This window comes from Rhodococcus tukisamuensis NBRC 100609 (assembly GCF_001894985.1).
GTDB lineage: Bacteria > Actinomycetota > Actinomycetes > Mycobacteriales > Mycobacteriaceae > Rhodococcus_G > Rhodococcus_G tukisamuensis.
This window is the reverse complement of sequence record NZ_BCXG01000022.1, coordinates 24567-47760: the sequence shown is the minus strand read 5'-3', so window position 1 is coordinate 47760 and position 23194 is coordinate 24567. Positions and strand designations below refer to the sequence as shown.

Here is a 23194-nt window from a genome sequence, read left to right as displayed (position 1 = left end):
GTGAGCGAGACCTACGACTGGAATCGGCTCTTCCACGCCTATGCCGTGGCAACGGACACGCCGGCGCACTTGGACGCGTTGGTGGCTGCCGACGAGACGGCCTTCTCGACGGCGATGGAGCACCTGTACGGTGCGGTGCTGCATCAGGGAACCATCTACCCGGCAACGGCACCCGCGGTTGCCGCCGTCGCACAATCCGTCTCGTTCTGGAGCGCCGATGCGGACCGGAAGACGGCGTCGGCGCGCCTGCCTGCGCTGGTGGATTTCCTAGATGCGGCGGGCGACAGTCTGACCCTGGTCGGGGAGCTGTTTGCGGACGAAGGCGAGGTCGTGTCGCCTTCGGACGAGGAGGAACGCGAGTTCTTCGAGGCCCTCGCGTCCGACGACGAAGAGGAATCGGAAGAGGCGTGGGCATCGCCTGTGGCAGGTGTGCTCATGGCTCTCGCCGTGCCAGCGCTCCGGCAGCAGACGCACCCGGTCCTGGAGGGGCTGCTTCAGCTGATGAGATCGGATACCACCGCCCACAAGGCTGGGGCGGTGAGCGCGCTGGCACGGTGGAACGGCAACTCCACTGCGCCGTATCAGCGCCGAGTCGTCGCAGCGCTGCGTTCCTTCGCGGACAGCGCCACGGAGCGTGACGACCGAGCCGCGGCCGTTCTCGCTCTCGGCACCGTCGGGGCCGACGTCAGCGCCTGGCTCGCCGACGCCGATCCCGCGATCCGCGCGTGTGCCGCCCTGTACCTGCCGCGCTCCGGGCAGGCGGCGGAAGAACTCGTTCGTGCGCTGACTCGGCCGGACGAGGTCGACCAGTGGTTCGGACGGCGGCCGAGCAGTTTTCCCATGCACGTCCGGTTCGCGCTGCTGAATTCGCTCCTGCAACGGGAAACGTCCTTCGCCGCGGTCCTGCCGGCGGCCGTCGCGACGGCGCAGCTTTCGACCCCGTACACGGCCGACAACGACTGGGGCCCGTTGCTTCGTGCCGCCTTCCCCGAGGTCGAGTTCGTGCCGGGCGAGTACCCACCGCTACCCGAGAACATCGGCGCGCCTCAGCGTCAATTCCTCGCGGCTTTGGTGGCGAACGAGAGTTTGTGGGGAACGAACGTCGGCAACGCGGGTCTGGCGTTCATGCGCGTCGGCCTGCCGTACGACCGACAGGCGATCGCGGTGTTGCTGGAGGACGGGGCCGGAGGTGAGTGACGGGGTTCGCGGTCAGGCGTGGCGGGACGAGCTGATCCGCCTGGGCGGCAGCATCCATCAGGACGAGGCGGGGCCGCTCAGCGACGAGGAGGACGCCGTCCAGCAGGCAGGCATCGATCGGTACCTCGCGATGCTCGATGCCCTCGACGGGCGGGCCGTCGATGCGGAAACCGTCGAGGCGATCCTGTGGTCGTTGCACCCGCTCGACGACTACGGCATCTACGAGGCCGCCTACGGCGTTCTCTCGCAAGCCGATCCGGCCACGGGTGGCGCCGCCACCGCCAGGGTGCTGCCGAACTGGCTGGAGTCGCGCGGGGATCACGAGAGCATCCGCACCGGCTCGATGTTCGTCACGGGCAGCGAGGACGCGAGCCGCGCGTTCCTCACGGTGACCGATACCTGGGGCGATGCGCAGCGCGCGCTCGTGCGCCGAACGCTCGGCCGCTGGGTCCGTGAAGACGAGCAGTGGGAACCGATCCACGAGGCACTCGGCGGCACGAACAGCAAGCCGGTGCTCGATCCGATCCCGGACGACTGGCCCGAGGACTGGAGATCCGCAGCCGAGGCGTTCCGCGAGAGCGGTCGGGTCGATCGCGCCTGGACGAACGAGAAGGACTTCCCGAGCAACTTCGACCGCGTGTTCGCGATCATGGAGCTCGGCCACGGCGGGCGCTGGCGGGAGGTGCCCGACTTCCTCAACGCGCTGCTCATGCGTCGGAGGAACGAACTCCCGAAGTTCATCGGTGCGCTCGCCGCGCTCTCTGACGATCGCCGCGAACGCATCGTCCTGGCCGTCGAGGCCGCGCGCCCGGACACCGCCGAGTACCTGCGCGGGCTCTTGGAGGAGCGATGAAGGCTGTTGACGTGAAGCCGAGTTGGACAAATGCCCCCGAAACGACGCCCGGAGGTCAGTGGGTGGAGTAGAACGGGATTCCGGCGCTGTCGGGGGCGTCCACTCAGGAGGAGGCCAGTGATGCTGTCCGGAAAAAGGCGCGTCGAGGATCAGGCCGGTTACGGCGTGCTCGGCATGGGGATGTACGTCCCGCAGCGCGTGGCGACCAACGCCGAGGTCGCGGCCGGCGCCGGTGTCACCGAACAGTGGATCGTCGAGAAGACCGGGGTCGTCGAGCGTCACCGAACCGCGCCGGGGGAGAACACCGCCGACATGGCCGCCGAGGCGGGCCGGCAGGCGCTCAAGCACGCGCGCGAACTGTCGTTGACGGCGGAGGCAGCCGAGGACCCGGGGATGCTCATCGTGGCGACGTCCACGCCCGACCGGCAGGTGCCCGCCCCGGTATCGGACGTGCACGCGCGGATCGGGCTGGCGCCCATGCCGACGTTGAGCCTCGACGGCGGCTGCGCCGGGTTCGCCCAGGCGATGGTGACCGCCGACGCGTACCGGCAGATCGGCCAGGCCCGTACCGCGCTGGTGATCGGCGCGCACCGCATCGAGAACTACCTGGTCCCGTCCGACCGCAAGACCGCGCCGCTGTTCGGCGACGGGGCAGGCGCCTACCTGATGGGCCCCGTGCCGCCCGGCTACGGGATGCTCGCCAGCCGCCTCGTCACGGACAGCACCTTCGTCGACGCCCTGTGCACCCCGTACCGCACCCCGGATTCCGCCGGGGTCGAACCGCTGCACATGGACGGTCGCCAGCTCGCGGAGGTGTTCGTCCGAGAACTGCCGGAGTTGCTCCGGGAGTCGCTCGACGAGGCCGGGTTGACGGTGGCGGACATCGACCATCTCTTCGTGCACCAGGCCAACGTGCAGATGGTGCGACTGTTCGGGCAGGTCCTCGGGCTTGCACCCGAGAAGGTGCCGACCACCGGGCAGTGGGTGGCGAACACGGCGGCGGCGTCGTTGCCGATCGGCACGGTCATGTCCGCGCGTGAGCGGAAGATCCAACGGGGGGACATCGTCGCGATGGTCACCGCCGGCGCCGGCGTCAGTGGCGCGGTCATCGTCATGCGGTGGTTCTGAGATGGGGGACCAGCAGCGCACCGCGGTGGTCACCGGCGGCGGCGGCGGCATCGGGTCGGCGATCAGCCGGCGACTGGCCGCCGACGGTTTCGACGTGGTGATCGCATACTGCGCCAACGAATCCGGCGCCGAGGATGCCGCACACGACTGCCGGGAGTCGGGGGTGCGGGCGGTGACCGTGCAGGCCGACCTCACCGAGCCCGAAGGCGTGCGGCTGCTGGTGGACACGGCGGTCGACGAATTCGGACGCCTCGACGCCTTCGTCCACAACGCGGCCACCGCGGTTTTCGGGTCACTCCCCAAGCTGGCGACCCAGCGGCACGACGACTACCTCCAGGTGTTTGCGCTCAATGCGCACGCGTTGCTGGTCGCGGCCGCCGAGTGTTCACAGCGGATGGCCGACGGCGGCCGCATCGTCAACATCTCGTCGGTCGCCACGGTGCAGGGACTGTTCGGCGGGGCGGCGTACGCGGCGAGCAAGGCGGCCGCCGAGTCGATCACCCGCACCGCGGCCAGCGAGCTCGGCGGACGCGGAATCACCTGCAACACCATCCAACTGGGCCTCGTGGACACCGCGACGGCGCGGGCGGTGACGAATCAGCAGGTGATCGACTTCTACGCGATGCAGGCGCCGGTTCGGCGGGTGGGGGAGCCCTCCGAGGTGGCTGCCCTGGTGAGCCACCTGGTCGGCGGGGAGTCCGGCTGGCTGACCGGTCAGACCATCGGCCTCAACGGGGGATTCCGGTTCTGATGTCGGAAACCACGAGCAGTCGAGCGCTCGGCGACGCCGAGGTCGAGGACCTCTCCCGCTGGCTCGCCGACCGGCTGCCGGGCCGGGGAGCGGTGACGGCGGCGCCGCTGGTGCAGGCCGCCGGGCACTCGCACGCGGTCTACCTGCTGACCCGCGGCGAGCTGCGGTGGGTGCTCCGGGTCGCGCCCGACCATCCGGAGGCGTCGGTGGGCGGCGGCTTCGACCTGAGCCGGGAGGCCAGGATTCTCGACGCCCTGACGGGCACCGGAGTCCCGCACCCGGCCGCGGTCGCCGTCCGCGACGAGTCCGCGCCGACGCGCCGAGACTTCCTGGTCAGCGAGTTCGTCGACGGGATCACCCTCGACCGGACGCTGCCGCAGGCGTACGCCAACCCCCGCGACGGCCGGGCCGTCGCGGAATCGATCGTCGACACCCTCGCCAGGGTGAACGCCGTCGACTGGCGCGCGACCGCACTCGGCGACATCGCGCGGCCCGACGGGTACCTCGGGCGCCAGTTCGACAAGGCCGCGGCGATGCTCGAGCGGTTCCGCACCCGCGACACCCCGGCCCTGCAGAAGCTCCTCGACCGGCTGCGCAGGGACCAGCCCTCGGCCTACGACCTGGGGCTGATCCACGGCGACTACAGCGCGATGAACATCATGGTCTCGCGCGAGCGTGCGGCGGTGCAGGCGGTCCTGGACTGGGAGACGGCGACCGTCGGCGACGCGATGATCGACATCGGGTACCTGACCGCGCGGTGGGTGCGGCCCGAGGAGAACCCGCTGGTGGCGGCGTTCGCGCTCGGCGGCCCCGACCCCGCCGCGCACGACCTGCTGCCGTCCCGGCAACACCTCGCCGAGCGGTACGCGCAGGTCAGCGGCCGGTCGATCGAGCTGCTGCCGTTCTACCAGGGCCTGGCGATGGCCCGGCTGGCGGTGGTGCTGGAGGGGCGGGTGGCGGCCGGCACGCGTCGCGGTCGCCCCGAGGCGGCCGCACTGTTCGCGACGATGGCGGACGGCTGCGCCGACCACGGACTGCGGCTCTCGGACGGCGATGGCTGAGCCGCTGCTGGCCGGGGTCCGCGTGGTCGAGTCGGCGAGCCTGCTGACCGGCGCCACGGTCGGGATGATGCTGGCCGACCTCGGGGCCGACGTCGTGAAGGTCGAACCGCCGCACGGCGACCTGATCCGCTGGGCGCTGGGCCAGGTGACCGCCGGATACAGCCCGGCGCACCTGCAGCTGAACCGCAACAAGCGGGCGATCACCCTCGACATGAGGACGCCCGAGGGGGCCGCCCGGTTCCGTCGGCTGCTCGAGGGCGCGGCGGTGTTTGTCGACGGCAACGCGCCGGGCACCCTCGCCAAGATGGGGCTGCCGGATCCCGTGCTGGCGCAGCTGAATCCGGGTCTCGTGCACTGCTCGGTCAGCGGCTACGGGGTGAGCGGTCCGTACTCCGCGATACCGACGCACGGGCTGATGATGAGCGCTCTGGTGGGCGCGAACCCGACGACGGTCGCCGCCGACGGGACGCTCGGCGCGGCGGAGCGCGAGGGCGCGTCGATCAGCGGGCGGGGCGGGGATGCGGCCGTCGCCGCGGGCAGTGCGGCGGCCACGGCGATCTGTGCCGCGTTGGTGCGTCGGGAACGCCGCGGCATCGGCGCTCGGATCGACGTGTCGGGTGCCGACGCGTTGCTGACGCAGTCGATGATTCCCGTTGTCTACCAGGCGAACCTGGACCGGATTGCCGACACCACGACGTTGCCGTTGCTCAGCGACGGCACCGGTGGGCCGCGGTACCGGCTCTACGCAACCGGCGATCGGCGGGCGGTGGCGTTCACCGCGCTGGAGCCGAAGTTCTGGGCCAGGTTCTGCCGCGCCGTCGGCCGCGAGGACCTGATCGACGCGAGCCCGGACGGGGTGGACCTCGAGCACACGCTGACCGAGATCTTCGCGACGAGGACACAGCAGCAGTGGATTTCGCTCGCGATCGACGCAGGCCTGGCGATCGGGCCGGTCCGCAGCACGCTCGGCGAGATGTCAGGCGACGAGCATCTGCGGCACCGGGGCGTATTCGTGGACGCCGAGCACCCGGTCGCCGGGCCATTCACCTACGTCGGCATGCCCGGCCTCGTCGACCACGCGCCCTTCGAGGTTCGGCTGCCCGCACCCGCCCTCGGCGAACACAACGACGCCTTCGAGGACGGCTGGCCGAGCTGAACCGCGCGGGTCGAGTGGGCGCCGACGGGGCGGTGTCCGCCGACGGGAGGGGGCGTCAGCCCGCGCTGGGCGGCTGGTCGACCAGTTGCGCGAGAAACAGCTGTTCGCCGAGCTTGTCGATCAGCTCGAGCTGAGTCTCGAGGTAGTCGACGTGCTCCTCCTCCTCGGCGAGGATCTGCTCGAGCAGGCCGGCGCTGGTGTGGTCGCCCTTCGCCCGGCACATGGTGATCCCGGGTCGCAGCCGTTCGACGACCTCGACCTCGACGGCCAGGTCGGAGGTGAACTGCTCGCGGATGGTCTGTCCGACCCGCAGGGGCAGCAGTCGCTGGTAGTTCGGCAGCGCCTCGAGCATCAGGATCCGGTCGGTGAGCAGCTCCGCGTGCCGCATCTCCTCGAAGGACTCCTCGCGGGTCTTCGCGGCGATCTTGGTCAGGCCCCAGTTCGCCTGCATCTTCGAGTGCAGGAAGTACTGGTTGATGGCCGTGAGTTCGCTGGTCAACTGCTCGTTGAGAAGGGCGATAACCTCGTCGTCTCCGCGCACGGTGACACCTCCGATGGGGGCGGGCTGAACCTTGATCGCAGCCTATCTCCCAATCGGAGTTTTTATGCGCCGAGTGGCCGGTGTTTCTACGCGCTGATCTGTTCGACCTCGCATTCGGAGTAGTGCTTCTCGATCATCGACTTGATGCGGTCGCGGCACAGTCCGCAGCCGCGGCCCTTGCCTGCCCCGCATCCCATCGCGACCTGCTTGGCGGTGTGTGCGCCCGCGGTGATGCACAGCTGGACCTGGTCCTCGGTGGCGGCCGCGCAGATGCACACGTACATGTTTCGAACTCCTCGATACGACGTCTTCCCAGGCGAGGCTACACTAAGAAGTCGATGGTTTAAAGGGTAGGCTAACCCAAATCTGACAACTTTCGATCGGTCGCGGTGAAGACCGGACAGCTCCTGCCCGCAGGCGCCGAGGCCCGTGGTGTCGGCGTGCAGGCCCGCGTAAGGTCCTACGCATGAGCGAGCGGATCGCCACGTTCACCCGCGCCGGCCTGATCTTCGACGTCCGGGACGCCGGCCCGCTCGACGGTGCGCCCGTCGTGCTGCTGCACGGCTTCCCGCAGGACTCCCGATCCTGGGACCGGCTCGCGCCGCTGCTGCACCGGCGCGGGTTCCGCACCCTCGCGCCGGACCTGCGTGGCTGTTCGGTCGGTGCGCGCCCCCACTTGCGCCGGGCCTACCGGTCCGCCGAGCTGAACCAGGACGTGGTCGCGCTGATCGAGCAGGCGGGCCTGGGCCCGGTGCACCTGGTCGGCCACGACTGGGGCGCCGCGGTGGCCTGGGGTGTCGCCGCGCAGCGCCCGGACCACGTGCGCACGCTCACCGCGCTGTCGGTGCCGCACCCGGCGGCGTTCGTGCGGGCGCTGCTCACCAGCAGTCAGATCGTCAAGTCCTGGTACATGCTCCTGTACCAGCTGCCCTGGCTGCCGGAACGGCTGTTCGCCTCCGGCCAGGTGATACGCCGCGCCCTTCTCGGCACCGGCATGAGCGCCGAGGTCGTGGATCGGGACCTCCCGCCGATGCGCGAGAAGTCCCGGGCCCGAGGCGGATTGAACTGGTACCGCGCGATGGCGCTGACCACGTGGCGGGCGACGGCGGGCAAGGTGCGGGTGCCCACCCTGCACGTGTGGAGCGACGGGGACACCGCTCTCGGCCGGGTCGGCGCCGAGCTGTCCGCCCGGTACGTCGACGCGCCATACGCCTTCGAGACACTGCGCGGGGTCAGCCACTGGATCCCGGACGAGGCGCCGGACCAGGTCGACGAGCTGCTCGCTCGGCATCTCGTCTGACCGGCAGGTAGTACCCGCGCCCTCTCGGGTGGGCGAGACGAACATCCTTGGGCCGGCCGTTACGCGGCGCGTCGCGCCCGGGACCTCGCGGGGTCGGCGCCCGCCCAGGCCTGCAGCAGCGATTCCGACAGCTGACGCTTGACGGTCCCGACGTAGTCGGCGGCGCCGTGCGGATCGAGGGCCTCGCGGAGCATCTGGATGTACCGCCCGGGTGAGACGCCGAACGTCTCGAGCAGCTCGGCCGGACTCGCGCCGCCGAACGGTGCCCACGTGATCGCGAAGTTGACCACCCACCGGGCGTGCGGGCTGACGGCGCCGTTGCGGGCGAGGTAGTCGCACAGCCGGCGCCACGCCTGGATCCGCTCGGCATCGGTCCTGCCGCCGGCGATCATGCGGCACCCGCCGTCGTGGCAGCGGTCGGAGCGGTCGAAATGACGACGAACAGGGGGGACCGCTCGCCGTCGCGCGTCGGCCGGAACCGGACCCGCACGGGAAGGTCGGGCGGGGTCGGGACCTCGCCTTCGATCCAGGTGTAGATCCTCGGGCCGTCGTCGAGCTTGACGATGGCGACCGCGCCGGGGGTCTGGCCCGAGTGGGGTGCGGGAGCCGCCGGCTGCCACGACACGATCGCTCCGGCGCCGGAGCTGAGCACCGCGCCGAGCTCGGTGCCCCGGCAGGAGGTGCACGTCTCGGTCAGCGGCGCGAGCAGCGTGGCGCAGCTCGCGCAGCGCTTGATGAACAGTCCGTCCGACGCGGGGGCGGCCGGCGTGCTGGGCGGGGAAACCTGCTGGTCTTGGTGCATGGGAACCTCGGCGGGTCGTGGCTGGTGATGTGAATCACACTGTGTCAGCGCTCGCCCCTGCCGGCGACGGCCGACCTACCCGGGTGCATACCTGTTTTTCGTCCGGACGGACCGGGGAGCAGACCCGCCGGGCCGGCCGGATCTGCTCCCCGAGCGGTGTCAGGCGCCGAAACGTTCCTCGACCTCGGCGGCGGTGAGCCCGAACTCCTCGAGGGTGTACTTGTGCGAGGGGCGGCGCGGCCCGCTGTGGCTCTCCTCGTGCATGGCCTCCATCGCGCCCTGCGCGGCGGAGGTCAGCGGCAGGCCGAACGTGGTGTAGATGCCCTCCACCGTGCCGAGCGGGTCCGCGACGAAGTCGTGGTAGTCGACGTCGATGAACTGCGCCGGGTTGTGCCGGGCCCGCGCCTCGGTGAACTGCTCGAGACCGCGCGCCCACAGCTCGAGCTGACTGCGGCCGATCACCTCGCCCTTGAACTTGTTGGACCAGCCGTCGGTGGCCTGCTCGGCGAGGCTGCACACCGACGGGATGATGGTGCTCGGCGCGCGGTGGGTCTGCACGATCAGCGCGTCGGGATACACCGCGAGCAGCTCGTCGAGCGCGAACAGGTGGCTCGGGTTCTTGAGCACCCACCGGCGGTCGCGATCGGGCAGCCCGATCAGCTGCAGGTTCTTCTTGTGCCGCTCGTAGGCGTTCGTCCAGTCCTGCCCCTCGAGCCACTTCGAGTACGTGGGCAGGTTGGCCAGGCACTCGTAGGAGACCGACTTGAAGGTCTGCCGCAGCAGCTGCCAGCATTCCTCGACCTCGGCGGCCGACATGTAGTGCACTCCCATGAACTCGGGGTGCTCGACGTGGTGCTTGCTGAACTGGGCCTCGATGCCCTGGAAGACCGGGTTCGACCCCCAGCTCTCGCGCGGCGGCCGAGGCTGCGGCATCTCGGTCAGCCACATCTCCAGGCCCTGGTGGGCCGGGTCGACGGTGAGCAGCCGGTGCAGGGCGGTGGTGCCCGTGCGGGGCAGGCCGGTGACGAAGATCGGCCGCTCGATCGCGACGCCGGCGTGTTCGGGATGCTGCTTCCACGCGGCCTCGGACAGCAGCCGGGCCACCAGCGCGCCGCGCAGGAACACCCGGGAGATCTTGCTGCCGAACGGGGTCAGGTCCTCGTCCCGGGCGTAGGAGTCGAGCAGGACGCCGAGGGCCTCGGTGTAGTCGTCGACGCCGAAGTCGGTCAGCCCGGTCATCTTGGTGGCCGAGGCGTGCAGGTCCTCGACGGTGCCGACGGTCGTCCGCTCGGCACTGGTGCGTTCAGTCATCTGTCTCGACCTTCTAGTGGTGGAACTCGCCGCAGTTGACGTCGAGGCACTGCCCGGTGACTGCGCTGGCCATCGGGGAGGCGAGGAAGAGCACCGCGTCCGCGACCTCCTCGGTCTCGGGCAGCCGCTTGAGGTCGGTGTTTGCGGCGGTGGCCTGGTAGATCTGCTCGACCGTCATGCCGTACTTCTCGGCCTGGTGTGCGAAATACCCCTTGAGGGTGTCGCCCCAGATGTAGCCCGGCGCCACCGAGTTGACCCGGATTCCCTTGGGGCCCAGTTCGGTCGCGAGCGACTGCGACATCGCCAGCAGGGCCGCCTTGGCCATCTTGTAGCTGCCGTAGCGCTCCTGCGAGTGCCGCAGCACCATCGAGTTGATGTTCACCACCGACCCCTTGGACTCCTCGAGTGCCGGGGTGAACAGCTGCGTCAGCCGCAGCGCGCCGAGCACCGTCAGCTCGACGGCGTCGCGGATGGACTGGAAGTCGGTGCGCGCCAACGGCTTCATCGACGGTACGGAGAAGGCGTTGTTGACCAGGGTGTCCACCCGGCCGTACGCCTCGACGCTGGCGGCGACCAGGTGCTCCGCCGAGTCCTGGTCGGTGATGTCGGTGGCGACGGTGACCGCACGCCGGCCGAGGTCGGTGACCTCCTTTGCCACCTCGTCGAGCCGGGCCTGCGTCCGGGCGGCCAGCACCACGTCCGCGCCGGCGGCGGCGCAGCGCAACGCCAGTGTGCGGCCCAGTGCGGGTCCGACCCCGGAGATGACGACGATCTTGTCCTGCAACAGGTTTGTCACGGTGAGTCCTATCCGAGCATGCGGTTGGCGACGGCGGCCTGGCGCTCCGCGATGCGGGCGGTCCAGTCCTCCGGCGTGATCTTGTTCTGTTCGTGGAAGGGCAGTTTCGCGGCGACCTCGTCGATGCCGACCACCTCGACGGTCGGTCCGTCGGCCGGCGTGAACTCCCGCGAGGTGCGCTGCCAGCGGAACTGCAGGATGCCGCGCGGGTGGCCGACGGTCTCGATCCAGTTGGTGACGCCCGGATTCCGCTCCGAGATCACCATGCGGATCATGCCGTCCGGGTCCGCCTGGGCCTGGGTGTTGTTCAGCGAGGTCTGGTGTCCGGTGTAGTCCAGCGAGATGTACCACATGCTCCCGAGCTGGAAACCCTGGTACGGCGCGTCGGACTTCGGCACGGTGATGATCATCGCCTGGTCGTCGGCGAGCTCGTAGTGCCCGACCGAGGAGAACTGGGTGGCCAGGCCGCCCGGTGTCAGCCGCGGCTCGGTCATCGTGTTCACCGGCAGCTTGAGGTAGAACCACTCCGGGAACTGCAGCCACGTCTTGACCCTGCTGACCAGGGCCTTGCCGGCGCGGGCGAAGCGCTTCGCCGTCTCCTCGGGCGTCAGCGGATCGAACGGGACGCCCCTGCGGTCCACGCGCTCGACGCGGATGGTGCCTCGGCGCTGGGACCAGTCGCTGTAGACCTCCCGCACCACCAGTTGTGATGCGCCCGGCGCGAGCGTGAAGTAGTTGCGGCGCCCGGCCGCGTTCTCGGCCCACGCCCCACCCGCGGGCCCGAATCGGACCTCGAAGTTGCCGTCGGCATCGATGTCGATGTCCCGGTCGTCGAACGCCGATGCGCTGCCGGGCACGTTGGAATCGGTGTAGTTGCCGCTGAGCACCTGGAAGCTGAGGTCGCAGGTGGTGCCCCGGGTTCCGGTGACGACGTACTCGGCGTCGTCGTCGACGCGGGTGCCGAAGTACAGGGTGTCGGGGTTGTCCAGGCCCATCTTCGTGTACGGACCGGTGCCCTGGATGAAACCCGGATGCGTCTTCTCGGTGGCCCAGGCGGCGTGCACCGTGGCCAGGATGCCGCCCGCGAGGTACTGGTAGCCCTCGAGCAGGTCCTGTTCGGACCGAATGTGCGGCGCCGCCTCGACGAGCTTCTCGGCCTCGGCAATGGCCTCGGCCAGTGGTTCTGTCAGCACTCCCGCTCCTCATGGTCAAAGTGGTACAAATATGTACCTACGTGGTAGGGACCTGCGATGGTCCGACAATAGAACGTGTTCTAAGGAGTGGTCAATGGCTGCCGAACCGGATGCCGTCGCCGGGCGTCGCTCGCCGCCCACCGAGCGGGTGATGGCCGTGCTTGACTACCTGGTCGCCCGCCCGGATCAGCGGTTCGGGCTCTCGGAGCTCGCGCGGGCCCTCGGGATCAGCAAGCCGACCTGCCTGGGCATCGTCTCGGCGCTGGTCGGCGGGGGATACCTGACCCGGGATTCCGGCGCCAAGACCTACGGGCTCGGCCCCGCCCTGATCGCGGCGGGTCGGGCGGCGCAGCGCGGGTTCGCGGTCGGGCCGATCGCGCGGGCGCAGCTCGACCGTCTCGCCGCCGAGTTCGGGTCCGTCTGCACGGCGTCCGCGGTGGTCGGGGACCGGGTCATGATCGTCGAGGTGGCGGTGCCGGACGGCGTGAAGGTCGGTCGGATGACGGTCAAGGTGGGCCAGGCGTACCCCTTCGCGCCACCGGTCGGGCTGATGTACGTGCTGTGGGGCGCCGACGAGGAACTCGAGGCGTGGCTGCGGCGCGAGCCCACGCTGCCCGTGGTGCTCGACCGTGACCTGCTGCGAGAGGTGGTCGAGGACTGCCGTGACGCGGGCTATCTCGTCGAGCGGTTGACGTCGATGGGCCGCCGGCTCTTCTCCCTCATGCAGGGCGTCGCGGGTCACGACCTGCCGTCGGAGATTCGTGAGCTGCTCGGCGAGATGGTGTCGAACCTGGGTGAGCGCGTGTACCTCGGTCGTGAGATGTCCTCCGACGCAGAGCATCCGGTGAGCCTGATCGCCGCGCCCGTCTACGACGCGGACGGACGTCAGGCGCTGGTGCTGACGCTGGACGTGGGTGGGTCGATCACCGGCTCCGAGATTGCGCGCAGGGGGAAGGCGCTGGCCGCGGCCGCGGATGCCGTGACCGCCGAGGTCGGCGGGCGATGGCCCGACCGGCGCGAGCGCGCGAGTGTGCGGGAGGGGATTGACCCGGCCTAGAACGCGTTCTATTGTCGGCGCAGACTTCAGTTTCGAACCGGGCCGGTACAAAAATGTACCGATGCCGGGATCCGGTCCAGTCGAGGAGCCGCACATGACAACCCTCCACTCCCCACCGGCCTACGAGCTCACCCATCTGGGTGCGCTCGAGGCGGAGTCGGTGCACATATTCCGGGAGGTGGCGGCCACCTTCGAGCGGCCTGCGCTCCTGTTCTCCGGGGGCAAGGACTCGGTGGTGATGCTGCACCTCGCGGCCAAGGCCTTCTGGCCGGCGCCGCTGCCCTTCCCGGTGATGCACGTCGACACCGGGCACAACTTCGACGAGGTGATCGCGTTCCGGGACGAGACGGTCGAGCGACTCGGGCTGCGACTGGTGGTCGCCGGGGTGCAGGACGACATCGACTCCGGCGGCGTGGTGGAGGAGACCGGTCCGCGGGCCAGCCGCAACCGGCTGCAGACCCACACCCTGCTGCGGGGGATCCGGGAGAACGGCTACGACGCGGTCTTCGGTGGCGCCCGCCGGGACGAGGAGAAGGCACGGGCCAAGGAGCGAGTGTTCAGCTTCCGCGACGAATTCGGGCAGTGGGACCCGCGCGCGCAGCGTCCCGAGCTGTGGAACCTCTACAACGGCCGGCACCGCAAGGGCGAGCACATCCGGGTGTTCCCGATCTCCAACTGGACCGAACTCGACATCTGGCAGTACATCCTCGAGGAGGACATCGCGCTGCCGTCGATCTACTACGCGCACCGCCGGCCGGTGGTCGAGCGCGACGGAATGCTGTTGGCGCAGACCCGTTTCCTGACGCTGCTGCCCGGTGAGGAGGCCCGCGACGAGCTGGTCCGCTTCCGCACCGTCGGCGACGCCACCTGCACCGGCTGTGTCGAGTCCTCGGCGGCCACCGCGGCCGAGGTGGTCACCGAGGTGGCCGCCAGCCGCATCACCGAGCGCGGCGCCACCCGCGCCGACGACCGCATCTCCGAGGCCGGGATGGAAGACCGCAAGAAGGAGGGGTACTTCTGATGGCGCAGTCCCAGCATCAACTCCAGCTGCTCCGGGTGGCCACCGCGGGCAGTGTCGACGACGGCAAGTCCACGCTGATCGGTCGGCTGCTCTACGACTCCAAGTCGATCTTCGAGGACCAGCTCGAGGCCGTCGAGCGCACCAGCCGCGCCCGCGGCGACGAGTACGCCGACCTGGCGCTGCTCACCGACGGCCTCCGCGCCGAACGCGAGCAGGGCATCACCATCGACGTCGCACACCGCTACTTCGCCACGCCGCGCCGCAAGTTCATCGTCGCCGACACCCCCGGACACGAGCAGTACACCCGCAACATGGTGACCGGCGCGTCCACCGCGGATCTCGCGCTGATCCTGGTCGACGCGCGCAAGGGCGTGCTCGAACAGACCCGGCGGCACGCGTTCCTCTCCACCCTGCTCGGCATCCCGCACCTGGTGCTGTGCGTGAACAAGATGGACCTGGTCGACTGGTCGCAGGAGCGCTTCGAGGAGATCAAGGAGGAGTTCCGGCAGTTCGCGATCAAGCTGGACATCCACGACCTCACCTTCGTCCCGGTCTCCGCGCTCAAGGGCGACAACATCGTCACCCGCACCGAGAACATGCCCTGGTACGAGGGCTCGTCGCTGCTGCACCACCTCGAGGAGGTGCACATCGCCTCGGACCGCAACCTGATCGACGCGCGCTTCCCGGTCCAGTACGTCATCCGCCCGCAGCAGCAGACCGACGCCGCGCTGCATGACTTCCGCGGCTACGCGGGCACCGTCGCCAGCGGCGTGTTCAAGGCGGGCGACGAGGTGATGGTGCTGCCGTCCGGCTTCACGTCCACCGTCGCGGCCGTCTACGGTCCGGGCGGGGTGCCGGTCGAGGAGGCGTTCGCGCCGTCGGCCGTCTGCGTCCAGCTCGCCGACGACATCGACATCGGCCGCGGCGACATGCTGTGCCGGCCGAACAACCGCCCCCTCGTCGGCCAGGAGGTCGACGCGATGGTCTGCTGGCTCACCGAGCAGTCGGCACTGAGCGAGAACGCGCGGTACTCGTTGCTGCACACCACCCGGTCCACCAAGGCGCAGGTGGTGAGCCTGGACTACCGGCTCGACGTCAACACCCTGCACCGCGACGAGTCCGCGGACCGCCTGCAGCTCAACGAGATCGGCCGCGTGCAGCTCAAGACGCAGCAGCCGTTGCTGTTCGACCCGTACCGCCGCAACCGCGTCACCGGCAGCTTCATCCTGGTCGACGAGGCCACCGGCGCGACCGTCGCGGCCGGGATGATCACCGGGCCGACGCTCAAGGAGTCGAAGGTGGTGTGGCACTCCGCCGCGGTCTCCCGCGAGGAGCGGGCCACCCGCGGTGCCACCGTCTGGTTGACCGGACTGTCGGCGTCGGGGAAGTCCACCGTCGCCGTGGAACTCGAACGTCGACTGGTCGCGGCCGGGGTGCCGGCCTACCGGCTCGACGGAGACAACCTCCGGCACGGACTCAACTCGGACCTCGGATTCAGCGCCGACGACCGGGCCGAGAACGTCCGCCGGGTGGGGGAGGTGGCGCAGCTGCTCGCGGACGCGGGAGTGATCGCGGTGGCCTCGCTGATCAGTCCCTACCGGGAGGACCGAGACCGGGTGCGGGCCCAGCACGAGGCGGCCGGGATCCCGTTCGTCGAGGTCTTCGTCGACACCCCGATCGAGCAGTGCGAGGCCCGGGACCCGAAGGGCATGTACGCCAAGGCGAGGGCGGGGGAGATCACCGGTTTCACCGGAGTCGACGACCCGTACGAGCGGCCCGAGCACGCCGAACTGGTGCTGACGCCCGAGGACGGCGATCCGGCTGCGCAGGCCGTGCGGATCGTGGAATATCTTTCGATATGAACGCCGACGCCGAATTTGCCGCCGACCTGGCCGCCCGTGCGGGTGAGCTGCTGACCGAGATCCGTGCCGGGGAGCTCGGCTCCACCCCACTCGACCCGGCCCAGGCGCGGGAGCTGGGGAGGCGTGGGGACAAGGAGGCCAACACCTTGCTCCTCGACCTCCTCGCGGAGGGGCGTCCCGCCGACGCCGTGCTCTCCGAGGAGTCGGCCGACGACCTGGCGCGACTCGACCGGGATCGCGTGTGGATCATCGACCCCCTCGACGGCTCCAAGGAGTACGGGCTGCCGGGCCGCGACGACTGGGCCGTGCACGTGGCGCTGTGGGAGCGTGGCCGCGGGATCACCGAGGCGGCGGTGGCGCAGCCCGCACTGGGTGCGGTGTACACCTCCGGCGCGGTCGGCCTCGCCGAGCGCGCGCCCGGGCCGCTCCGAATCCTGGTGAGCGGCAGCCGCCCACCCGCATTCGTCACGGAGCTGGCCCACCGCGTCGATGCCGAGCTGGTCCCGATGGGCTCGGCGGGTGCGAAGGCGATGGCGGTGCTGCGCGGAGAGGCGGACGCGTACGTGCACGCCGGCGGGCAGTGGGAGTGGGACTCCGCTGCGCCGGTCGGCGTTGCCCAGGCGGCCGGGCTGCACTGTTCCCGGGTGGACGGTAGTGCGCTGCGCTACAACGAGACCCGTCCCTACCTGCCGGACCTGCTCATCTGCCGCCCCGAGGTGGCGGGCACGCTGCTGGGCGAGATTGCGACGCTCACCGCGGCGGCGGGCAGCCAGTCGGTGGCGCTGGTCCGCGAGTACCTGGACTCGCTCGTCACCCACGACGCCTCGAAGGTGCGGTTGGCGGAGAACTGCCTCCGGGTGGAGAACGGCCAGCGCACCGGCAGCAGCGGTGAGGAGATCCGGTACGAGCTCGAGCACGGTCACCAGTACGAGCCGATCACCGGGATCCGGGACCTCCAGCTGAACGAGTGGGGCGCCCAGGTGGTGGCCCGCTTCCTGCTCGACATGCGCTCCGGCGAGGGCACGCTCACGGTGTCGATCACCGAGCACTTCGCGATCTCGGGCGCGGCGATCGCGGCGATCACCGCGATCATCGAACCGCTGCGCTGACCACGGCGCCTCGGGTCCGGGTCCGCCTCGGGTACAACTGTCGGGTGAAGGTGTACACGGGCACGGACCCGAGGCTCGGACTGGCGGACATCGGCGCCTACGCGCGGCGCGCGGAGGCGGCGGGCTACGACGGGTTGCACGTCTCCGAGACCGTGCACGACCCGTTCATGCTGGCCCTGCAGGCCCTGCAGGCGACCGAGCGGATCGTGGTCCGCACCTCCGTCGCGCTGGCCTTCGTCCGCAGCCCGCTGCTGACCGCGTACACCGCGTGGGACCTCTCACGGCTCTCCGGCGGCCGCTTCCAACTGGGCCTCGGCTGCCAGGTGCGGCAGAACATCGAGGAGCGGTACGCGATGCCGTGGTCGGCGCCCGCCGCGCGGATGGCCGAGTACGTGCGGGTGGTGCACGCGGCGTTCGAGACCTTCCGGACCGGCGAGCTGACGGTCTTCGACGGCGAGCACTACCGCTTCCGGCGGATGCAGCCGTACTTCAACCCGGGACCCGACGCGCAGACCCCGACACCGCCCGTCTACCTGGGCGGGGTGGGGCGCCGGATGTGCACGGTGGCAGGGGAACTGGCCGACGGCTTCATCACCCACCCCACCAACTCCAGCCCGCAGTACCTCGAGTCCGACTGCCGGCCCGCGCTGGGCGCCGGTGCCGCGTCCGCCGGCCGAACCCTCGCCGACCTCGAACTCGTCGCGGGCGTGCAGGTGATCACCGGCGAGACGGAAGCCGAGGTGGACCGCGAGCGGGAACGCCAGCGCCGGCTCTTCGCCTTCCTCTACTCGACGCCGGCCTACCACCAGGAGCTGGTGCGGTGCGGTCTCGGACACCTGCGTGAGCCGCTGGCCCGGATGGTCCGGCGCGACTCGTGGTCCGAGCTGCGGGAGGTGGTCACCGACGACGTGCTCGACGCGATGCTGCCCACCGCGCGCTACCCGGAGCTGGCCGAGGCCGTCCGCCGCCGGGTGGCCGGGTTGGCGGACGGGGTCACCCTGACGCTGCCCGCGGACCCGGACCGTGACCCGCAGATGGCGCGGGTGGTCGCCGACCTCCAGACCGGCGCAGCGGCGCCGAAACCGGGCCTGGTCTCCGGGCCCGCGTGAGAGTGTGAGGACCCGGCGCCGACGCGCCCGACCGGGGCCGCGTCCGATCCGCGCCGAGTCGCACCCACGCTAGGAGCATCCATGGATGCAGACGCCGTCGTCACCGAGTTCTGCGCCCGCTGGGCGGACTCGAACCCCGAGACGCTCGCCGAGTACTTCGCCGAAGACGCTGTCTACCACAACATTCCGATGGAACCCGTGGTGGGGAAGCCTGCGATCAAGGACTTCCTCGCCGGGTTCCTCGGGGCGTTCGGCGGCATCGTGTTCACGATCCACCACCAGACCAGTGCCGGCCGCGTGGTGATGAACGAGCGCACCGACGTGTTCACCATCAACGGCAACACCGTCGAACTGCCGGTGATGGGGGTGTTCGAGGTCGACGAGGACGGCAAGATCGCGGCCTGGCGGGACTACTTTGACATGGCCCCGCTCGCGGCCCTCGGCGGCCAGTAGCACCGACAAACGCAAGAACCCCGATCCAGTTCCCTGGATCGGGGTTCCCGCGTCAAATGGTGGTGCCCCCGGCAGGATTCGAACCTGCGGCCTTTCGCTCCGGAGGCGAACGCTCTATCCCCTGAGCTACGGGGGCCCGCCGAAAACTTCCGGCGTGCCATTGGGCGGGGTTAGCGTAACCCATGACTCGCCGGATCCATATTTGGACCCCCGGATTGGGTAAAGTGCCTGGTACGCGCCCGGTGCCCGCGGGGAGAAACCGGCGGTTCGACGGACGCGGGCGCGGGTTCGGCAGCGCAATGGTGACGCAGAGTGATCAGCACGGGTTCAACCACGAATACCGAAGGGTCTCTTCGATGGCAGACCAGAGCTACACCGACGCCGAGCTCGACCTGGACCTGCGGTGGTGGGACGCCGCCAACTACCTGACGGTCGCGCAGATCTACCTGCAGGACAACGCCTTGCTGCGCGACCCGCTCAGACCCGAGCACGTCAAGCCACGGCTGCTCGGGCACTGGGGGACCAGCCCGGGTCTGTCCGCGATCTACGCGGTACTCAACCGTCACATCCGGCGGACGGGCGCGGACGTGCTGTACGTGACCGGACCCGGGCACGGCGGCCCGGCCCTGGTGGCATCGACCTACCTCGAGGGCACCTACTCGGAGGTCTACCCGCACGTCGGCCGCGACGCCGAGGGGGTGCAGCGGCTGTGCCGCCAGTTCTCCACCCCCGGCGGCATCCCGAGCCACGTGAGCGTGCAGACCCCCGGCAGCATCCACGAGGGCGGGGAACTCGGGTACGCCCTCGCGCACGCCGGCGGGGCGGCGTTCGACCGGCCGGAGTTGCTGGTGGCCTGTGTGATCGGCGACGGCGAGGCCGAGACCGGCCCGCTGTCCGCGTCCTGGAAGCTGCCGGCGTTCCTCAACCCCCGCCGGGACGGGGCGGTGCTGCCGATCCTGCATCTCAACGGCGCGAAGATCGCCGGCCCGACCGTCCTGGGCCGCAGCTCCGACGACGACGTGTGCGCCTACCTCGCCGGGCAGGGCTGGGCGCCCGTCGTGGTGGCCGGGGACGACCCGCGGCCGGTGTTCCGGGCGCTCGACGCGGCGGTCGCGTCGGCGCACGCGAGGATCGCGGAGATCCAGCGTGACGCGCGGTCGGGAGTCGACACCCGCGGCCGACGGTGGCCCGCGGTGGTGCTGCGCACGCCCAAGGGCTGGACGGGGCCACACACGGTGGACGGGGTGCTGATCGAGGGCACCCACCGCGCGCACCAGGTGCCGCTGTCCGGGGTCCGGGACAATCCCGCCCACCTGGCGCTGCTGGAGGAGTGGATGCGCTCCTACCGCCCCGACGAACTGTTCGACGCCGCCGGCGCGCTGGTTCCGGAACTGGCGGCGCTGGCGCCGGTCGGCGACAAGCGCATGGGCGCCACGCCGTACGCCAACGGCGGCCGGTTGCGGATGCCGCTCGCGATCCCGGACCTCGCCCGCTACGCGCTCGAGATCGACATGCCGGCGACCACCCTGCACGAGACGACCCGGGTGCTGGGGGAGCTGATGCGGGACCTCTACGCCGACACCACCCGCCCCGACGGCGGCGGCCCGTTCCGGCTCTTCTGCCCCGACGAGACGGCCAGCAACCGGCTCGGTGCGGTGTTCGAGGTCACCGACCGCTGCTGGCAGCTGCCGTCGACGGCGGACGACGACGGACTAGGGCCGGACGGCCGGGTCATGGAGGTGCTCAGCGAGCACCTCTGCCAGGGCTGGCTCGAGGGCTACCTGCTGGCCGGCGGGCACGGGATCTTCGCGAGCTACGAGGCGTTCGCCATGGTGAGCGTCTCCATGCTGATCCAGCACACCAAGTGGCTCCAACACGCCGCCGAGCTGCGGTGGCGGGCGCCGGTGTCGTCGCTGAACGTGCTGCTGACCAGCACCTGCTGGCGCAACGACCACAACGGGTTCAGCCACCAGGGGCCCGGCATGATCGACGCGGCCATCCCACTGGCGCCACAGGTGGTGCGGGTGTGGCTGCCGCCGGACTCCAACACCCTGCTCTCCATCGCCGACCACTGCCTGCGCAGCACCGACCACGTCAACCTGATCGTCGTGGACAAGCAGCCGCACCTGCAGTACCTCACGCTCGAGGAGGCCGACGAGCACTGCGCGGCCGGCGCCTCGGTGTGGGGCTGGGCGGGCACGGAGGAACGGGTGCCCGGGGTGCCGGACGAGCCCGACATCGTGCTCGCGGCGGCGGGCGACGTGCCGACCCAGGAGATCCTGGCGGCCGCCGAACTGCTGCGCGTGTGGGTGCCGCACCTGCAGGTCCGCGTGGTCAACGTGGTGGACCTGATGGCGTTGCTGCCGGAGAGCGTGCACCCGCACGGTTTTCCCGAGGAGAAGTTCGTCGGGCTGTTCACCGCCGGGACCGACGTGGTGTTCGCGTTCCACGGGTACTCGCGGGCGGTGCACGAACTGCTGCACGGCCGGACCGGGCCGGAGCGATTCCACGTGCGTGGGTTCAGTGAGCAGGGCACCACGACCACGCCGTTCGACATGGTCGTGCTCAACCGGATGAGCCGGTACCACCTGGTGCTCGAGGCGTTGCGACGCGCGCGTCGGATCCCGGAGCGGGGCACCGAACTGGCCGACTTCTGCCGCGCCCAGCTGGCCCGGCACCACGACTACGTGCGCGAACACCTCGAGGACATGCCCGAGGTGCGCGAGTGGACGTGGGGGTTCACCGCCCCGCCCGAGGGGTGAGACGCCGCCGGGCCCGTGCACACCGGCGAGGTGCGCACGAGCCCGGCAGTGCCTGGTTCGCCGCCTAGTTCATCGGCAGCGGTGCCGCGCCCTTCTCGGTGAGCAGTTGCGTCATCCGGTGGGACTCGGACTGCTGGGTGGCGACCATCGTCTGCGCGAGGTCGCGAACGGTCGGCACGTCCGCGTACTGGGCGCCGTACTCCATCATGGGCAGGCCGCCCTCGTGGTGGCGCAGCATCAACTGGAGGAACAACACGTCCGCGGCCGCGCCGCGGGCCTGCCGCAACGCGGCCATGTCCTCGCTGCTGGCCATGCCGGGCATGGTGGCCATGCCGGACTGCTGGTCGGCGGTGCCGGACGGGGACGTGCCGTGACCGGACATGTCGTGGCCGGAATCCATCCACGTCATGTAGTCGCCGGTCGGCAGCAGCGGCTGGTTCCACAGCGACAACCAGCCCGTCATCTGGCCGATCTGGTTCTGCTGCGTGGTGAGGATGTCGTACGCCAGGTCACGGACCATGGGGTCCTCGGCGTTGGCGATCGCGATCGCCGCCATCTCCACCGCCTGGTTGTGGTGCACGGTCATGTCCTGCGCGAACCCGACGTCGACCGAGCCCGCGACCGGGGTCGCGGGCTGCTCGTCGTGCAGGAACTGGTTGGCCAGGAAGCCGAGCCCGAACCCGACCGCGATCGCGGCGATCAGGCCCAGCACGGCGAGGGCCGTGCGCTGGCTGCGTACGTTGCCCCCGCCCTCCGCGGCGCCGGTTTCAGCCTGTTGTGGCTGGTCAGCCATTGCTGCCCGCCGGTGCCGGTGCCGGTGCCGGGGCCGCGGGTGCCGGTGCCGGGGCCGCGGGTGCGGCCGGGGGAGTCAGGCCCTCGAGTCCGCCGAGCTCACCGGTGTCGGGCGTGATGCCCGTGCCGTCCATGGTCACGGCGTCGGGGCCCGGTGCGGTCGGGTCGAATGCCGGCGGGTTGTCGGGATCGAACGCGCCCGGGATGGTCGAGCAACTCGCGCCCTTCTCCGGGTACGCGCCGAAGTTGTTCAGGCGCAGCGCGGCGACGAACTCGTTGATCCGCTTGTCGTCGGCGCTGTCGACCTTGAGCTGGTGGCCCCAGCTCTGCAGCGAGATCGGGGAGTCCAGGCCCGGGTACGGCGACATCAGCATGTAGGCCTTGCCGTCGACCTTGGTCTTCAGGGTGTCCAGGTCGTCGGACGAGACCTTGTCCGGGTTGTAGGCGATCCACACCGCGCCGTGCTCGAGCGAGTGCACCGCGTTCTCGGTGCGGATGGCGGTCGGGTAGACGATGCCGGTGCAGGTGGCCCAGGTCGCGTCGTGCGGACCGCCGAACGGCGGACTCTGGTCGTAGGCCACGCGCTGGGTCGCGGCGACGTGCAGGGCGGCCGGGTAGTCCTTCTTCACGACGCCGTCGATGACGGTCGACGGGTCGGGGTTCTCGGCGGAGGGCGCGAACTTGTCGGCCGCGGCCTTGTCCTGGTACTTGGGCACCAGGCTGAAAGCGAGCAGGCCCACGAGGGCCAGCACGGCCACGACCGCGCCGATCGTCATCCACGGGATCTCGCGCCTCTTCGGCATCCCGGACCTCGTCTTGGCGCCGCCGGAACTCTTCTTGGCGGCTTTCATCGCCTTGGCTGACTTGGCGCCACTCTTCTTGGCGTCACGATTTTCCGAACCGCTGGGCATCGGTGAGTGCTCTTTCGGTGGTGGGACAC

The 23194-nt window shown here is 70.4% G+C and carries 23 protein-coding genes and 1 tRNA gene; 14 read left to right on the top strand and 10 right to left on the bottom strand.

What is annotated here, in order from left to right; all coding sequences use genetic code 11:
• The 6 genes from RT2_RS19365 to RT2_RS19340 all read left to right on the top strand — a co-directional run bounded on the left by RT2_RS19365 (nucleotide 1) and on the right by RT2_RS19340 (nucleotide 6146).
• A complete protein-coding gene (locus RT2_RS19365) occupies nucleotides 1-1197 on the top strand; it encodes a hypothetical protein (protein ID WP_072846434.1) in 1197 nt (398 codons plus the stop codon).
• Nucleotides 1190-2050, top strand: coding sequence for a hypothetical protein (locus RT2_RS19360; protein WP_072846433.1), 861 nt, complete (start codon nucleotides 1190-1192; stop codon nucleotides 2048-2050). Before RT2_RS19365 ends, RT2_RS19360 begins: the two co-directional genes overlap by 8 nt.
• Before the next feature lie 120 nt (nucleotides 2051-2170).
• Complete coding sequence (locus RT2_RS19355; protein ID WP_169888453.1) at nucleotides 2171-3178, top strand: 3-oxoacyl-ACP synthase III family protein; 1008 nt, start codon at nucleotides 2171-2173, stop codon at nucleotides 3176-3178.
• Between the two features lies 1 nt (nucleotide 3179).
• Nucleotides 3180-3929: an SDR family NAD(P)-dependent oxidoreductase gene (locus RT2_RS19350; protein WP_072846431.1), complete on the top strand. Its 750-nt coding sequence runs from the start codon at nucleotides 3180-3182 to the stop codon at nucleotides 3927-3929.
• Nucleotides 3929-4990 carry a phosphotransferase family protein gene (locus RT2_RS19345; protein ID WP_072846430.1) on the top strand — a complete coding sequence of 354 codons (1062 nt, stop codon included), beginning with the start codon at nucleotides 3929-3931 and terminating at the stop codon, nucleotides 4988-4990. The genes RT2_RS19350 and RT2_RS19345 overlap by 1 nt, the downstream gene beginning before the upstream one ends.
• Entirely contained in the window at nucleotides 4983-6146 is a 1164-nt protein-coding gene (locus RT2_RS19340) for a CaiB/BaiF CoA transferase family protein (protein WP_072846429.1), read from the top strand. The genes RT2_RS19345 and RT2_RS19340 overlap by 8 nt, the downstream gene beginning before the upstream one ends.
• 55 nt (nucleotides 6147-6201) lie before the next feature.
• Here RT2_RS19340 and bfr read toward each other — a convergent pair whose 3' ends face one another.
• Nucleotides 6202-6687, bottom strand: coding sequence for a bacterioferritin (gene bfr, locus RT2_RS19335; RefSeq protein WP_072846428.1), 486 nt, complete (start codon nucleotides 6685-6687; stop codon nucleotides 6202-6204).
• A gap of 86 nt (nucleotides 6688-6773) precedes the next feature.
• Nucleotides 6774-6971 (bottom strand): (2Fe-2S)-binding protein, encoded by a 198-nt coding sequence (locus RT2_RS19330; RefSeq protein WP_072846427.1) that lies wholly within the window; start codon nucleotides 6969-6971, stop codon nucleotides 6774-6776.
• A gap of 182 nt (nucleotides 6972-7153) precedes the next feature.
• Between RT2_RS19330 and RT2_RS19325 the strand changes: the two genes are divergently transcribed.
• Nucleotides 7154-7987: an alpha/beta fold hydrolase gene (locus tag RT2_RS19325; protein ID WP_072846426.1), complete on the top strand. Its 834-nt coding sequence runs from the start codon at nucleotides 7154-7156 to the stop codon at nucleotides 7985-7987.
• Nucleotides 7988-8046: 59 nt separating this feature from the next.
• On the opposite strand, the gene RT2_RS19320 is transcribed toward RT2_RS19325, so the two are convergent.
• From RT2_RS19320 to RT2_RS19300, 5 genes are all read right to left on the bottom strand, one after another.
• Nucleotides 8047-8379, bottom strand: a complete 333-nt coding sequence (locus RT2_RS19320; RefSeq protein WP_072846425.1) for a hypothetical protein — start codon at nucleotides 8377-8379, stop codon at nucleotides 8047-8049.
• Entirely contained in the window at nucleotides 8376-8789 is a 414-nt protein-coding gene (locus tag RT2_RS19315; protein WP_072846424.1) for a Zn-ribbon domain-containing OB-fold protein, read from the bottom strand. Before RT2_RS19315 ends, RT2_RS19320 begins: the two co-directional genes overlap by 4 nt.
• A gap of 159 nt (nucleotides 8790-8948) precedes the next feature.
• Nucleotides 8949-10100 carry a sulfotransferase family protein gene (locus RT2_RS19310; RefSeq protein WP_072846423.1) on the bottom strand — a complete coding sequence of 384 codons (1152 nt, stop codon included), beginning with the start codon at nucleotides 10098-10100 and terminating at the stop codon, nucleotides 8949-8951.
• Nucleotides 10101-10113: 13 nt separating this feature from the next.
• Nucleotides 10114-10896, bottom strand: coding sequence for an SDR family oxidoreductase (locus tag RT2_RS19305; RefSeq protein WP_072846422.1), 783 nt, complete (start codon nucleotides 10894-10896; stop codon nucleotides 10114-10116).
• A gap of 8 nt (nucleotides 10897-10904) precedes the next feature.
• Nucleotides 10905-12089, bottom strand: a complete 1185-nt coding sequence (locus RT2_RS19300; protein WP_072846421.1) for a hypothetical protein — start codon at nucleotides 12087-12089, stop codon at nucleotides 10905-10907.
• A 94-nt stretch (nucleotides 12090-12183) separates the two neighbouring features.
• Between RT2_RS19300 and RT2_RS19295 the strand changes: the two genes are divergently transcribed.
• The 6 genes from RT2_RS19295 to RT2_RS19270 all read left to right on the top strand — a co-directional run bounded on the left by RT2_RS19295 (nucleotide 12184) and on the right by RT2_RS19270 (nucleotide 18700).
• Nucleotides 12184-13146 (top strand): IclR family transcriptional regulator, encoded by a 963-nt coding sequence (locus RT2_RS19295; RefSeq protein ID WP_072846420.1) that lies wholly within the window; start codon nucleotides 12184-12186, stop codon nucleotides 13144-13146.
• A gap of 94 nt (nucleotides 13147-13240) precedes the next feature.
• Entirely contained in the window at nucleotides 13241-14167 is a 927-nt protein-coding gene (cysD, locus tag RT2_RS19290; RefSeq protein ID WP_072846469.1) for a sulfate adenylyltransferase subunit CysD, read from the top strand.
• The gene (cysN, locus tag RT2_RS19285) at nucleotides 14167-16029 is read left to right on the top strand and encodes a sulfate adenylyltransferase subunit CysN (RefSeq protein WP_092776438.1); all 1863 of its coding nucleotides are present in this window, start codon (nucleotides 14167-14169) and stop codon (nucleotides 16027-16029) included. Before cysD ends, cysN begins: the two co-directional genes overlap by 1 nt.
• Entirely contained in the window at nucleotides 16026-17138 is a 1113-nt protein-coding gene (locus RT2_RS19280; protein ID WP_072846418.1) for a 3'(2'),5'-bisphosphate nucleotidase CysQ, read from the top strand. Before cysN ends, RT2_RS19280 begins: the two co-directional genes overlap by 4 nt.
• A 44-nt stretch (nucleotides 17139-17182) precedes the next feature.
• Nucleotides 17183-18247 carry a TIGR03617 family F420-dependent LLM class oxidoreductase gene (locus tag RT2_RS19275; RefSeq protein ID WP_072846417.1) on the top strand — a complete coding sequence of 355 codons (1065 nt, stop codon included), beginning with the start codon at nucleotides 17183-17185 and terminating at the stop codon, nucleotides 18245-18247.
• A gap of 81 nt (nucleotides 18248-18328) precedes the next feature.
• Nucleotides 18329-18700, top strand: a complete 372-nt coding sequence (locus RT2_RS19270) for a nuclear transport factor 2 family protein (protein ID WP_072846416.1) — start codon at nucleotides 18329-18331, stop codon at nucleotides 18698-18700.
• 60 nt (nucleotides 18701-18760) lie between these two features.
• Here the strand turns inward: RT2_RS19270 and RT2_RS19265 are convergent.
• Nucleotides 18761-18836 (bottom strand) — tRNA-Arg (locus tag RT2_RS19265).
• A gap of 220 nt (nucleotides 18837-19056) precedes the next feature.
• On the opposite strand from RT2_RS19265, the gene RT2_RS19260 reads away from it, so the two are divergent.
• On the top strand, nucleotides 19057-21462 hold the full coding sequence (locus RT2_RS19260; protein WP_072846468.1) for a phosphoketolase family protein: 2406 nt from the start codon (nucleotides 19057-19059) through the stop codon (nucleotides 21460-21462).
• Nucleotides 21463-21526: 64 nt separating this feature from the next.
• On the opposite strand, the gene RT2_RS19255 is transcribed toward RT2_RS19260, so the two are convergent.
• Together RT2_RS19255 and RT2_RS19250 are read right to left on the bottom strand one after the other, a co-directional pair.
• Entirely contained in the window at nucleotides 21527-22255 is a 729-nt protein-coding gene (locus RT2_RS19255; RefSeq protein WP_072846415.1) for a DUF305 domain-containing protein, read from the bottom strand.
• A complete protein-coding gene (locus RT2_RS19250) occupies nucleotides 22248-23165 on the bottom strand; it encodes a thioredoxin-like domain-containing protein (RefSeq protein ID WP_072846414.1) in 918 nt (305 codons plus the stop codon). Before RT2_RS19250 ends, RT2_RS19255 begins: the two co-directional genes overlap by 8 nt.
• Nucleotides 23166-23194: the final 29 nt, after the last annotated feature.

Coding starts and splice junctions, on each gene's coding strand:
- RT2_RS19255 (WP_072846415.1), bottom strand. CDS start 22,255: ATGGCTGACCAGCCACAACAGGCTGAAACCGGCGCCGCGGAGGGCGGG.
- RT2_RS19345 (WP_072846430.1), top strand. CDS start 3,929: ATGTCGGAAACCACGAGCAGTCGAGCGCTCGGCGACGCCGAGGTCGAG.
- RT2_RS19320 (WP_072846425.1), bottom strand. CDS start 8,379: ATGATCGCCGGCGGCAGGACCGATGCCGAGCGGATCCAGGCGTGGCGC.
- RT2_RS19295 (WP_072846420.1), top strand. CDS start 12,184: ATGGCTGCCGAACCGGATGCCGTCGCCGGGCGTCGCTCGCCGCCCACC.
- RT2_RS19270 (WP_072846416.1), top strand. CDS start 18,329: ATGGATGCAGACGCCGTCGTCACCGAGTTCTGCGCCCGCTGGGCGGAC.
- RT2_RS19310 (WP_072846423.1), bottom strand. CDS start 10,100: ATGACTGAACGCACCAGTGCCGAGCGGACGACCGTCGGCACCGTCGAG.
- cysD (WP_072846469.1), top strand. CDS start 13,241: ATGACAACCCTCCACTCCCCACCGGCCTACGAGCTCACCCATCTGGGT.
- RT2_RS19340 (WP_072846429.1), top strand. CDS start 4,983: ATGGCTGAGCCGCTGCTGGCCGGGGTCCGCGTGGTCGAGTCGGCGAGC.
- RT2_RS19315 (WP_072846424.1), bottom strand. CDS start 8,789: ATGCACCAAGACCAGCAGGTTTCCCCGCCCAGCACGCCGGCCGCCCCC.
- RT2_RS19330 (WP_072846427.1), bottom strand. CDS start 6,971: ATGTACGTGTGCATCTGCGCGGCCGCCACCGAGGACCAGGTCCAGCTG.
- RT2_RS19260 (WP_072846468.1), top strand. CDS start 19,057: ATGGCAGACCAGAGCTACACCGACGCCGAGCTCGACCTGGACCTGCGG.
- cysN (WP_092776438.1), top strand. CDS start 14,167: ATGGCGCAGTCCCAGCATCAACTCCAGCTGCTCCGGGTGGCCACCGCG.
- RT2_RS19250 (WP_072846414.1), bottom strand. CDS start 23,165: ATGCCCAGCGGTTCGGAAAATCGTGACGCCAAGAAGAGTGGCGCCAAG.
- RT2_RS19325 (WP_072846426.1), top strand. CDS start 7,154: ATGAGCGAGCGGATCGCCACGTTCACCCGCGCCGGCCTGATCTTCGAC.
- RT2_RS19350 (WP_072846431.1), top strand. CDS start 3,180: ATGGGGGACCAGCAGCGCACCGCGGTGGTCACCGGCGGCGGCGGCGGC.
- RT2_RS19280 (WP_072846418.1), top strand. CDS start 16,026: ATGAACGCCGACGCCGAATTTGCCGCCGACCTGGCCGCCCGTGCGGGT.
- RT2_RS19355 (WP_169888453.1), top strand. CDS start 2,171: ATGCTGTCCGGAAAAAGGCGCGTCGAGGATCAGGCCGGTTACGGCGTG.